The organism is Paenibacillus sp. oral taxon 786 str. D14 (assembly GCF_000159955.1).
Lineage (GTDB): Bacteria > Bacillota > Bacilli > Paenibacillales > Paenibacillaceae > Fontibacillus > Fontibacillus phoenicis.
This window is the reverse complement of the sequence record NZ_GG695970.1, coordinates 609,157-621,332: the sequence shown is the minus strand read 5'-3', so window position 1 is coordinate 621,332 and position 12,176 is coordinate 609,157. Positions and strand designations below refer to the sequence as shown.

The following is a 12,176-nucleotide window of genomic DNA, read 5'->3' as shown; positions in this document are numbered from 1 at the left end:
GAGCCGCAGTAGACTCGCGAATAACCAGCTCCGGCTTCAGCAAGGTCGTTTTGTTCACCTTCGACTTTGTGATCATTTGGTGCAGCACTTCCCCCGCAGTTCGGCCGAGCTCATGAGCATGCAGTGAAATGGTCGTCAGCTCCGGAATGCTATAGGAGGCAAACGGAGTATCATCATATCCGATAATCGAGAGGTCTTCGGGGACGCGCAGCCCAGCTTTGACGGCCGCCTTTAACACGCCGATCGCAACTAAATCGTTCAGACAAAAGATCGCCGTCGGGCGCTTAGGCAGCTCCAACAATTGATTCATAAACGTCATGCCGCTGGCGACGGAAAAACCTCCATGCAGCACCCACTCCTTGCGCACTTCAAGGCCCGCCTGAACCATCTTCTTCGTAAAAGCGTTCGTCCGCTGCTGCGTGTTGGACATCTGACGGAATCCGCCCACAATCGCGATGTCGCGGTGCCCGAGCTCAATCAAATGCTGGGCCGCCAGCTCCGCTCCATACCGTTCGTCTACGGCCACTCGATTCAGGCCCGATTTAGGGAGTCGACCGTTGACAAGTAGAACGGGCAGCCTTTTGCCGATCTCGGCTACCTCCTCAATCAGTTGCATGTCAGGTTTGGCCAAATCAACCCGCCCCCCCATCATGACGATCCCGTCCACCTGCTTCTCTGCGAGCGCATTCAAATATTGCGATTCCCGGACATATTGCTCCGCGCTGTCCACACTGGCTGAGACCGTGTCGCACAGAAAGTAAGTATACCCCTGCTTGCGCGCTTCCAGATCAAACCCGGACAACACTTCTGGAAAAAACGGATTTGTAATATCCGGGAGAATAATGCCGATCATCCCCGTTTCCTTCTTCGACAAGCTTCGAGCCAGCGCATTGGGTTGAAACTGGTATTTGTTGATCAGCTCGTTGATGCGTTCCCGGGTCTCCTTTTTCACAGGTGCGGTATTGTTAAGGACGCGTGAGACGGTAGCAACGGATACATTAGCTTCTTTGGCGATATCGTAGACTGTAATCGGTTTCATAATTTCACCTGCCCTAAAATTAGTAGCCCAGATTACCCCCAGTATATCAATATTTCCAGCATTTGAGAATAGAACAAGCAGATACCGCCGCTCCCCGCCCAGATCCTCTTTTCCATGACAAAACAGGCCCCCTCCTTTTAAAGAAAGCCTGTTTCCTTTAGGATCGCGTTTGATCTTGCTCCGGATTTCTCTCTTCGGACTCGAAGGAGGTCACATCCGTTTGCTCCGGCATAAAGCCGGTCCGGAGATGCGGGCTCGTATCTTCGTAGATCGTGCGCGGATCCCCATCCGTTTCGATGTTTTCGTGCTTTTGGTTTGGCATACTCATATCCCCTTTTCGCTGAATAGCGTCTCCTGCAGCTACAATTTTCATGCAATTTCGATCAAACAGAGAGACGATCGATCTGAAGTTAGGCTATCTATAGGATATATTTGCTATATTTAACGGTCGACGCTTTTGTTTTGCAAATTTGACTCTAGGTTTACAGTTACCCCTATAGAACGAAGTCGAGACATCGGTTAATAAATATGTTTCAATCGATCCCTGTGAAGTTTTGTCGAAGCTATTGAAATATACAATAGAATATATTAAATATAGCTTGTAAACCTTTCCAATCACATCCATAACCATCAGGAGGTGGTATATCGAACGATCGAATCGGACAAGTCTTTCGCAACTTATTCTAAGAAGAGAGGTGTCGAAATGATGTTGCGCAAATGGATCACGCTCGGTTTAGCACTAGTATGTACGTTAACCATGCCGTTAGGAGCCTCCGCAGACAGCTCGATTTCAGCGGAACTAAACAAGAAGAGCGGCATCGTTTGGCCGAAGAATCAGGAGCTCCCTACCTTCGCCAAAGCCAAGCGCTTGGATGTGGCTCAAGTGTACGACAAGCCAGGGGACATCGAGCTTCTGCTGACAACACTTCAAGGGATCGTCAACCGCAAGGAACCCCGAATTTACGTGCAGCAAAATGAGAAAGATCCTTGGTTAAACGATATTAAGGTGCCTTATCGGATTCACGAAAATCCACTGGACATCGTCAAGGCGTATGCCCGGGAGGTCAAAGGCGTAATCGTCTATGATCCGGCCGTGCCTGATTCGATTAATGTGGCGACGACGCTTGCCGGTTTGAAGGACGCTGTCGTAGCAAGCCCCGAACTGGCCCAAGAACTAACTGCGGCGCCTTATCGCTTGCGTGTCGTTGAGGACCTGCAAGGGAAGTTCAAAGATCGGATGGAGGCTTACACTTGGCAATACGAGCATTTATGGAGTCAAACGACAAAACGGATGCTGGTCGGTCTCAGTCCGAATACGTCCATCCCGCTCCCTCCGGATAATTTCGCATCATTCAAGACAATTCTTACGGAACCGGAGCAAATCCGTGATGCCAGCAACCGGAGAACGTATGAACTGGATTTGACCGAGTTCCTAGGCGGAGAGGCTGTCTACCTGCGGTTCCAGGATGCTTACACCCAGGACGGCTGGGGTCCTGCCGTTCATGAGATCAGCGTATCGGCAGACGGTGAGGAGATCCTTCGCTTTGAAACCGGCACGCCGGAAGAAGAACCGTTTTTGTATGACCGTCACGGCTCCAAGTTTTTGCCGGGTGCGGACCACCGGTTTGCCGATAACGGCAACTATTTCGTCTACGAATTTATTCCACCGGCGGGAACCCAGCATTTAACCGTTAGCGTCGAAATGTGGAATCAATTTAAAGTTTCCGCCAGCAAAGTGAAGCCGCTCTCCTCTGAAACGAAGGAGCCGTTCGGCTACCTCCGCGATTACGCGGTAGCCAACAAAGCGATGGTGTTCTGGCTTTCCAGCGGAGTACCTGAACAAAGGGCGTTGTTCGAACGGATTTTAGCGGATGTAGAACCAGGAACACCGTATTTGGGTTGGTTTGATAATGATGTGGAAGGCGAAATCGCTGGGGTTGACCTGACCTCTAGTTATGGTGTTTACGTCCTGCCTTCCGACTGGTTCCATAATATGACGGTCATGGCGGGGACGAAAGCGAAGCCGGCCAAGCCGAACAAGCCGGTAACTCCGAAGTTGAACAACAAGATCTACGTGACCTTCACGTTTGGTGAGGGCGATAACCTGCAGTACGATCAAAATCATATGCGCAATCTTTGGGATGATCCTGCCCGCGGCCAAGTACCCATGAACTGGTCGGCTAGCCCGCTCCTCGTTGATGCGGCCCCTGCGATCTTAGACTATTACCAGTCCACCGCTACGAAAAATGACCTGCTGGTAGCCGGACCTTCAGGAGCCGGGTATTTCAGTCCGCAGGTTTGGCCGGAGGAGAGCTTTGCCCAATTCATGAAGGATTCCTACCCGTATTTGAAGAAATCCGGCATGTCGTATCCTTTTGTAATCAACCGTCAAGACGCCCGTGACGTTCCTCTCACCGGTTCCAAAGCAGAAGCCTATGTGAAATACTTGAAAGTACCAGGCCTGTTCCTTGGTGGCGGGAGCCAAAATTACGTAGAAATCGTCAACGGCAATTTACCCGTTTCTTATTTCAAAGGCACGACCACGGTCAGAGATGGTATCAACATTTTGAATGATGCGAAGGCTTCTTGGGACGGGAACTCGCCGATGTTTGTTTCCGTGGGGGTCAACGCTTGGAGCATGAGACCATCGGACGTTGTCGCGATCACACAAGCGCTGGGACCGGAATTTGAAGTTGTGTTAGCCGATACCTATTTTGCGCTGATTCGGGAAGCTTACAGCCTTCCAAAGAAACCTTAACCACATAAAACAAGGCGGGAATCCTCCAATGAGGAGTTCCTGCCTTGTTTTTGCTTAAGTGCTCCCTGTATTATAACGATTCCTTGATAACTCGTTTATAGTAAAGAACCGACAACAGCCCAAAAATCGAATACAGCACGGTATAAATCAGCATGACCAAGATCATCGGGGTCCATAGCTCCGTCCCGAACAAGAACCAGCCGGAGCGAACCGCAAAATAACTATGCGACAAACCTACAACCAACGGGATACCAAAGTTAAACAACTGCTTGTATTGAATGCCCTGGAGCAGGTTGCCCGGCGTGAATCCCAGCTTGCGTAAGATGGTGTAACTTGGCTTCTCTTCTTCCCCTTCGCCCATTTGCTTGAAATACAGGATACAGCCTGAAGTGATCAGGAAGGTTAATCCCAGGAAACCAACGATAAACATGATCAACCCCATGTTGCTTCTTTGTTCCATAATGATTCTGATTTGCGACAACGCGCCTGGTTTCTTGTCGAAGCCCAACTCGTGATAGATCCGGTCCGCTTGTTGCTTCGAGTCGGGATTCGCAATATCGATCCCATAATAGACCCGGTAGGAACTCTGAAGTTCCCGATTCATATCCTGCATCAGTTGCTCGAAGTCGGCATGATCAAGGATGACCGACGGCAAACCCGAGGAAAAATGGATCGATACAATCGCATCCTTCATCGTATCGATCACGGTCACTGGAATGGACTGCGAGTTCCCCTTTATCGTCATATCCCCTTTGGACCGCAAGCCCATGAACTGCTCCAACAAATTGCTTGAACCAGCCAACAGCGCTTCTTTGGGACCCAAATCCATCCCAGCAACCTCTTGTTCATCCACAACAGCCAGTGTCGTCAGTTGGCTATTCTGCCCGCTTAGCGCAGATCCAATGAGGTTGGAGAGGTCAGCTTCGGCGATCACCACTTGGCGCTGAGTCTCTCGCGTCTCGATTCCGGCAGACTTTAATGCCTGCTCGAAAGCGTCCACGTCCTTGGAATCTAACAGAGTGAAATGATGGGGTACGGTTTGCTGAGCGGTTTTTTCCGTTGAGTAATAAGAAATGTAGCTTAGCGACAACAAACCGATGGCCAAAGCGGACACCGTCGTGATGATGGTCAGCAGCAATGCGTTAGATTTCATGCGGAACATGATCGAGGAGAGGGACAGCACCTCATTTAACGAGAGATATCCCCCTTTCGCCTTACGAACCAGATTGAAAATAAAACTAACCGAACCTTTATAGAACAGGTACGTGCCGACGATCACCGAACCTAGGATCCGAATCATGGCGAGGAAGAGCTCCCGCATTTCCGTGTAGTCGCCGCTGAACAGATCCGCCGAAATCCGGTAACCATAAAGGATCAGCCCGATTCCCAGAATGCCGATGACAATTTCGGATAAGGGCATTTTACGATACACATTCTCCGTAGTGGATGTCGCTCGGAACAGCGACAAAATGCTTTGTCGTTTGATGAACGTGTAGTTCATCAGCATAATTAGCAGGTAGATCGCCGCAAAGACCTCGACGGTCTGTATCAGCGCCTGCGAGGAGAAGCGCAGCGTTGCCGCAGCCTCAAGTCCAATGATCTGGAACAAGATCATCAGCAGCAGCCGGGAGCAGGAAAATCCAACGAAGATGCCGATCAGCATAGAGCCGAAATACAGCATCAGGTTTTCGCTGCTGAGAATACGAAAGATCTTCCCTTTCGTTAACCCGATTAATTGAAAGAGACCAATCTCCTTACTTCGCCGCTTAATAAAGATGGTATTAGCATACAGCAAAAAGATGGTCACAATTACGATGAGCAGCACCGATGCGGCTTTTAATCCGGCGGCCCCTTTTACGGACCCCTTTATTTCGTCCAAAGCCGGGTCATATTGCAAGGTGACAAATGCGAAGTAAAGCGCCACGCTGAAAATTAAGGCGAACACGTACAAGTAGTAGTTTTTTAGATTTTTCTTGAGATTGCGGTAAATCAGATGGGTCAGACTCATTCCTGCACCCCGCCCAATACGCCCTGCGCTTTGATGATGTCGTTGAAGAACGACTGTCGCGACTCGTCGCCTTTATTCAGCTGCGAATAAATTTGTCCATCCTTGATAAACACGACGCGACTGGTGTAGCTTGCCGCCACCGGATCATGGGTGACCATAATAATCGTTGCCGCGATTTTCCGGTTGAGCTCGCTCAGCTTATTTAGCAAATCGGAAGCTGATTTCGAATCCAGTGCGCCCGTCGGCTCATCGGCAAAAATAATGCTCGGATCGTGGATAAACGCCCGTGCGGCGGAAGTCCGCTGCTTTTGTCCCCCCGATATTTCATTGGGATACTTGTCTTTAATTTCGTAAATGCCAAGCTCGGTGGCGATCTCCTGAAACTTCAGGTCCGCCTCCTTGCGGGAGACGTTCTTGATCGAGAGCGGCAGCAGCACGTTTTCTTTGACCGTTAACGTATCCAGCAAATTGTATTCCTGAAAAATAAAGCCGAGATGGGATTTGCGGAATTTGGCCAACTCCTTCTCCTTCAGCCCCGTGAACTCTTTGCCTTCAATTTTAATGCTGCCGAGACTGACTTTATCGATCGAAGAAAGCACGTTTAATAAGGTCGTCTTGCCGGAGCCGGACGCCCCCATAATGCTAACGAACTCACCCTTCTCTACATTCAGGTCAATCCCTTTCAACACTTCCTGGCGATTAAATTTGTTGCCATAACTTTTATGAATTTTGCTGGCTTCAAGTATAGCCATGATTAATCACTCCTTTATCCTGCCCTTATCTTACCTTACCCGGGAGGGACAATTCCTGCGATTTCCCGAACAAAACAAACAGGCATGTGACAATGTTGTCACATGCCTAGCGTATGAACGTATGCATTACTTCTTGGGAAAAACAACGTAAAAGCGGTGCCCCCGCCGGGCTTCGAGTCGACCTTGATCCGGATTGACAGGGAATCCGCCGCTTTTTTCACCAAGTATAATCCCATGCCGGTAGCCGCATGATCCTCGTGGTTCCGCGTAGAGGTAAATCCTTTCTCGAAGATACGCGGCAGGTCCTTGGCATCGATCCCCCGCCCTTTGTCGCGGACGCTGAGCCAGGCCTGTCCTTCCGGCGAAATCCCTGATTCCACGCAGATATCGGAGGCTTCGCTATATTTCACCGCATTGGTTAGCAGTTGCCGAACGATAAACGCCAGCCATTTGGCATCCGACAGCACCTCTTGGACAGGCAGATGGACGTCAAAGCCGATGCCTTTTTGCAAACACCATGCTCTTAGCTCCCGGATCTCTTGAACCAGCAGCGGCTCCAGCTTCACCTGTTCGATGTAGAGATCGTTCTCGATAAACGGAATCCGCTTCTGGTGCAGCTGGCGGTCCAGCAGCAGGTGGATGCGCAGCCACTCCAGGTGAAGCTGCTCTTTGAGCGGCTCGTCGCCCATCCGATCGATCATCAGCCGCATGGCGGTGAGCGGTGTTTTCACCTCATGAATCCAGGCCATCAGCTCGTCCTTCTCCTCTTCCAGCTGGGCGACAAGCTGCGACGTTTCCTTGCGGAACTTGTCCGTTTGCTCGCTTAACCGGTCCATAACGATTCCCTCCAGCGGGCTTTCCGGCGCAGCGATCACGCTCAAATCGTACGTGTCATCCCAGGCGGCCAGGCTTTGATAAAACCGGCTTTCCTTCGGATACCGAATCAGTAGAAATGCCCCAAATCCCAAGATCGATAAGAAAACGATATACAGCATCGGCATAAACGGAATCGTCCGGTCGATGGCGGCGACGAAGAGGAGCAAGAGCTGCAGGCCGAAGACGAGCAAGATCCAGCTGAGGCGCTCACGCAAATATTTTCCGATCATAACACCTGAACCTCTTCGGTTGCCATATATCCTTGACCTACCTTTGTCTCGATATAAGCGTCCAGCCCGAGGTTCTCCAGCTTCTTGCGCAGCCGATTTACGTTGACCGTCAAAGTATTGTCGCTGACGAAATGCTCGTTATCCCATAAACTGCGGATCAGCTCCTCGCGGCTGACAATGCGATTCTTCTGCTCCACCAGCAGCTTGAGGATGAGCATCTCGTTTTTCGTTAACTCGATCGTCCCCTGCTCTGCCGTGACGGTGTTGCGCCCATATTCGATAGTCGCTCCGCGCCACGTCCGCAGCTCAACGCGTTCGGTATTATAATTGTAGACCCGGCGAAGCGTCGCCTGGATTTTAGCGATCAGCACTTCGAAATGGAACGGCTTCTGAACAAAATCATCCGCCCCTAGCTGCATAGACATCACCATATCGGCGGGATGGTCGCGGGAAGATAAGAAAATGATCGGCACGTTGGAACGGGCACGGATTTGTCGGCACCAATGAAACCCATCAAATTTGGGCAGCTGGATATCAATCAGAACCAGGTCCGGACGAACCGCCGTAAGCTCCTCCAGCACATTGCCGAAATCCCGAACGCCATGCACTCCATAAGACCATTGCTGCAGTCGTTCGCGGATTTCCTGAAATAAGGATGGATCGTCTTCGATTAACATGATTTGAAACAAGCAAATCACCACGTTATTAGAATTCTTACTTCATCCAGTTTACCGGATAACAAAGCGTGGCGCTATCTTTCTATTAAATCGCGGTTTCTTCAATTTCGAAGCCCAGATCCTCAATCATTTGGTGATCTAGAGTTACGTCTTGCCCCCTCGTCGTCATGTAGTCGCCCACAAAGATCGAATTCGCTGCATATAAGGATAGCGGCTGCAGCGTACGGAGACTGATCTCCCGGCCGCCGGCTACCCGGATTTCCTTCGTCGGACAGATAAACCGGAACAAAGCCAATACCTTAAGCGCCTTTAGCGCCGGTACCCGCTCCGAATGTTCGAGCGGCGTCCCCGGGATCGCGTTCAGAAAATTGATCGGAATCGAATCGGCATCCAATTCACGCAGCGCCAAAGCCATCTCCACGATTTCCTCATCGGATTCACCCATGCCGATAATCACGCCGGAACATGGAGACATACCATGCGCTCGTGCCGTTTTCACTGTTACCACGCGTTGATCGTAGGTATGAGTGGTAGTGATCGACGGATAGTTCGCCCGGCTCGTATTCAAATTGTGGTTGTAGCGGTGAACTCCGGCTTCACGGAGCTTCTCCGCCTGCTCCTCCCTTAGAATACCGAGGCAAGCGCAAATCTTCAGCGGCATCGTCGCGCGGATTTCAGCGACCGCTTCAACGACTTGCTCGAGCTCTTTATCGGTGGGTCCCCTGCCGGAAGCCACGATACAATACGTTCCTGCCTTGCGCTGTAATGCTTCACGGGCTCCGGCGACCAACGTTTCCCTGTCGAGCAGCGGATATTTCGGAATCGAAGCCGTTGAGACCAAGGATTGGGAGCAGTACCCGCAATCTTCGGGGCATAGTCCGCTTTTGGCATTGATGATCATGTTGAGCTTAACTTTATTGCCATAGTAATGCCGTCTCACTCGATAAGCCGCCTTCATCAACGGCAGCAATTGATCATTGTTGGCTTGTAATACGGACACCCCCTCCTCCAAAGTTAAAACTGCACCGCTCAGGGCTTTTTCGGCGAAGGTGTCCCAGCTCTGTCCTTCCGTCTTGCCTTGGTTCATTCCTCATCCCAGCTTTCTATGTTTAAATGTTTTATTGTTAACCTTAACTTTGTTTTAGGTTAACAATATGACTTTATAAAGTCTACAGGAAAGCTTACTGATTGTGAAGCAGGAATCCTTTATTTTTTGCATGGAGCGTGCTTTCTCCTACATAGGGTGTTATAGGGCAAAAATGTGCAGGAGGGATAGGTTATGCGGGTACAAGTGCGTTCAGGGGATACGTTATGGTATTACAGTCAAATTTTCCAACTGCCGCTGCAGTTGATTGTGGATTCCAATCCAGGGATACAAGCGGAGAGCTTAAATGTGGGTCAGACCATCCATATCCCTGGTTTTGTCACCAGTGAATATAAGGTGAAAGCCGGGGATTCCATCTGGAAGCTGTCCAGGGACCGCGGGGTTTCTCTGGATGTAATCCTGCTGCTGAACCAGTCGGTGAATCCAAATCACCTTACGATCGGACAACGGCTGCAGCTTCCGCTGCGGGTCACCTGGTTCGTGGTCGACATCCGCAAACCCTATGATTACGCCGCCTTGCGGGACGATTTAAACCGGTTGATGGACATTTATCCGTTTATCGCCTATCGGAATATCGGCAATTCGGTCATGAACAAACCGATCCCCGAACTACGCATCGGTAAAGGCAGCAAACAAGTGCATGTTAACGGAGCTTTTCATGCAAATGAATGGATCACGACGCCGGTGTTGATCAAATTCCTGAACCAATATCTGCTTGCGCTAACGAATAACAGCACCATTCGCGGTCTGCACATGTGGCCTTATTACGAAGGAGCCACCCTCTCCATGGTGCCGATGGTGAACCCGGACGGCGTAGACCTGGTGATCCATGGATTGCCTGCCGAGGAACCTTACCGCAGCAATGTGCTGTCCTACAACGGCGGCAACACCGATTTTCAGGGATGGAAGGCCAATATCAATGGCGTAGATTTGAACGATCAGTTCCCGGCGTTATGGGAACGTGAGGTTGCCAGAAACCCAGTGGAGCGCGGTCCACGGGATTATCCAGGCACCGCCCCGCTGACCGAACCTGAAGCGATCGCCATGGCCAACCTGGTTCGGCAGAGCGATTTTGATCATGTCTTGGCCTTCCATACCCAAGGGGAGGAGATCTATTGGGGCTTTGAAAACCGCGAACCTGCGTATGCTGAGACGATCGTAAACGAGTTCGCCCGGGTCAGTGGCTACAAGCCGGTCCGGAACGTGGAAAGCTATGCCGGATTTAAGGATTGGTTCATCTATGAATTCCGGCGTCCCGGATTTACGATCGAACTCGGAACCGGCGTAAATCCGCTGCCGTTATCCCAATTCGACGAAATTTACGAGGAGAGCTTGGGGATCTTGCTGGCGAGCTTGTATATGTAAACGAAGATTATAATGTGTGCGTGCGGGACTTTCCTAATAAAGGAGCGTCCCGCGTTTTTTATCGCTAATGACCTATCTTTTAGATTCCGATATACGTTAAAGAAGATATTTCCAGAAAGGTAGGTTGTTATGAAAAAGATCTGTTCAATTCCTGTTTTTTTAGTTATTTTAGCATTCCTTAGTCAAGGAACCGTACACAGTCAATCTCCCGCAACCTTCGACTTGGAGGTCGACTCTTCTCCATTTCAAACTACTCCTTCCGACTTGCGCAAGCACCCTGCGGAGCTATTATTTCGTTGGGGAGCAAATCAGCATATTATTGATGGCTTTCCAGATGGAACTGTTAAGCCGGATCAGCTTGCAAGTGAAGCTGAATTTTTGAAAATGATGTTTCGGGGGTTTGGCCTTGCGATGCCGAGTGCTTCCTATAACGACGATTGGATGGACGGAGTATATCAGATGGCAAAAGTGTATCGATATCCGGCTGCAGGCGTCATTGATCCGAGTGCAAGAAAATCGCCAATTACACAAGGACAAGCCATTCAAATCATTGTTGCTGCACAAGGGCTTAATTTCCAGGAGTCGGACGCCTTCGCCTATGCTCTTTCTCGCAGTTGGCTTCCAGGACAGCCGACATCATTGTCTCAGTTCGATAAGGATCGCAAGCTGACAAGAACGGAAGCGCTTGAATTGTTACGTCATTTAACCGTCAACGGAATGATGAAGCTCGAAATGAGACCAGTTGAATTTTCTTCAAGAGAGGCACTCTCCGCAGAAGATTCTAGTGAAGTGAAATCGTTCCCTTCTTTTAGCTTGGTTAATCTACCGGCGGATGGGCTTACGGTTAAGATTGGTGATGACGTATTACGGCTAGGAGATACACGAACAAAGCTTGAGAAAACATTAGGGCAAACTAGCGAATCCGGGATCATGAATAAACAGATCTATCCCTTACTAACAGTTCATTTTAATGAAGAGAACAAAATGGATTATTGGTCCGTAGATCAATGGAACGTAGAAAGCACGGATGAATCCATCACCACAAGCTTGGGGATCAAGTTAGGCGTCAGCAATCTCTTCGACGTACTCGAAGCCTACGGTACAACGGGATATGCAGGACAAGGGATAGCCGACTATTTTTATATGCTCCAGGATGATGGTACATTTCAGGCTGTCCAAGCAAATTATATCTATGACCACAGGAATGAATGGAATAAGTTCTATCATCTAGCTTTCTTGATTGATCGCGATACATTAATGGTTACCCAGATGCTTGCAGGATGGCTTCCCTATTCCATGTATTGATAAATCAAATTTGTGAAGAAACGGGCATTTTTCATATAATAGAATAACCACGATAGTTGAT

Annotated in this window: 10 protein-coding genes; 3 read left to right on the top strand and 7 right to left on the bottom strand. The window is 49.8% G+C overall.

Features of this window, described 5'->3' with window-relative positions; all coding sequences use genetic code 11:
• Positions 1–1,039: LacI family DNA-binding transcriptional regulator (locus POTG_RS02905; protein WP_009223299.1), on the bottom strand; the 1,039-nt coding region annotated here is incomplete at its 3' end.
• Positions 1,040–1,196: 157 nt separating this feature from the next.
• On the bottom strand, positions 1,197–1,361 hold the full coding sequence (locus POTG_RS24190) for a hypothetical protein (RefSeq protein ID WP_198136140.1): 165 nt from the start codon (positions 1,359–1,361) through the stop codon (positions 1,197–1,199).
• A 381-nt stretch (positions 1,362–1,742) separates the two neighbouring features.
• On the opposite strand from POTG_RS24190, the gene POTG_RS02900 reads away from it, so the two are divergent.
• Positions 1,743–3,797: a GxGYxYP domain-containing protein gene (locus POTG_RS02900; RefSeq protein ID WP_232282203.1), complete on the top strand. Its 2,055-nt coding sequence runs from the start codon at positions 1,743–1,745 to the stop codon at positions 3,795–3,797.
• A 70-nt stretch (positions 3,798–3,867) separates the two neighbouring features.
• Here the strand turns inward: POTG_RS02900 and POTG_RS02895 are convergent, their stop codons facing one another.
• The 5 genes from POTG_RS02895 to bioB all read right to left on the bottom strand — a co-directional run bounded on the left by POTG_RS02895 (position 3,868) and on the right by bioB (position 9,427).
• On the bottom strand, positions 3,868–5,805 hold the full coding sequence (locus POTG_RS02895; protein WP_009223296.1) for an ABC transporter permease: 1,938 nt from the start codon (positions 5,803–5,805) through the stop codon (positions 3,868–3,870).
• Positions 5,802–6,557 (bottom strand): ABC transporter ATP-binding protein, encoded by a 756-nt coding sequence (locus POTG_RS02890; protein WP_009223295.1) that lies wholly within the window; start codon positions 6,555–6,557, stop codon positions 5,802–5,804. The genes POTG_RS02895 and POTG_RS02890 overlap by 4 nt, the downstream gene beginning before the upstream one ends.
• 98 nt (positions 6,558–6,655) lie before the next feature.
• Positions 6,656–7,663: a sensor histidine kinase gene (locus POTG_RS02885; protein WP_009223294.1), complete on the bottom strand. Its 1,008-nt coding sequence runs from the start codon at positions 7,661–7,663 to the stop codon at positions 6,656–6,658.
• Positions 7,660–8,352 (bottom strand): response regulator transcription factor, encoded by a 693-nt coding sequence (locus POTG_RS02880; protein ID WP_036644006.1) that lies wholly within the window; start codon positions 8,350–8,352, stop codon positions 7,660–7,662. Before POTG_RS02880 ends, POTG_RS02885 begins: the two co-directional genes overlap by 4 nt.
• A gap of 73 nt (positions 8,353–8,425) precedes the next feature.
• A complete protein-coding gene (bioB, locus tag POTG_RS02875; RefSeq protein WP_009223292.1) occupies positions 8,426–9,427 on the bottom strand; it encodes a biotin synthase BioB in 1,002 nt (333 codons plus the stop codon).
• Between the two features lie 192 nt (positions 9,428–9,619).
• On the opposite strand from bioB, the gene POTG_RS02870 reads away from it, so the two are divergent.
• On the top strand, positions 9,620–10,810 hold the full coding sequence (locus tag POTG_RS02870; protein WP_009223291.1) for a M14 family metallopeptidase: 1,191 nt from the start codon (positions 9,620–9,622) through the stop codon (positions 10,808–10,810).
• A gap of 129 nt (positions 10,811–10,939) precedes the next feature.
• Positions 10,940–12,115 (top strand): hypothetical protein, encoded by a 1,176-nt coding sequence (locus POTG_RS02865; RefSeq protein ID WP_009223290.1) that lies wholly within the window; start codon positions 10,940–10,942, stop codon positions 12,113–12,115.
• The last annotated feature ends 61 nt before the right edge of the window (positions 12,116–12,176 follow it).

Coding starts and splice junctions, on each gene's coding strand:
- POTG_RS02890 (WP_009223295.1), bottom strand. CDS start 6,557: ATGGCTATACTTGAAGCCAGCAAAATTCATAAAAGTTATGGCAACAAA.
- POTG_RS02865 (WP_009223290.1), top strand. CDS start 10,940: ATGAAAAAGATCTGTTCAATTCCTGTTTTTTTAGTTATTTTAGCATTC.
- POTG_RS02870 (WP_009223291.1), top strand. CDS start 9,620: ATGCGGGTACAAGTGCGTTCAGGGGATACGTTATGGTATTACAGTCAA.
- bioB (WP_009223292.1), bottom strand. CDS start 9,427: ATGAACCAAGGCAAGACGGAAGGACAGAGCTGGGACACCTTCGCCGAA.
- POTG_RS02900 (WP_232282203.1), top strand. CDS start 1,743: ATGATGTTGCGCAAATGGATCACGCTCGGTTTAGCACTAGTATGTACG.
- POTG_RS02885 (WP_009223294.1), bottom strand. CDS start 7,663: ATGATCGGAAAATATTTGCGTGAGCGCCTCAGCTGGATCTTGCTCGTC.
- POTG_RS24190 (WP_198136140.1), bottom strand. CDS start 1,361: ATGCCAAACCAAAAGCACGAAAACATCGAAACGGATGGGGATCCGCGC.
- POTG_RS02895 (WP_009223296.1), bottom strand. CDS start 5,805: ATGAGTCTGACCCATCTGATTTACCGCAATCTCAAGAAAAATCTAAAA.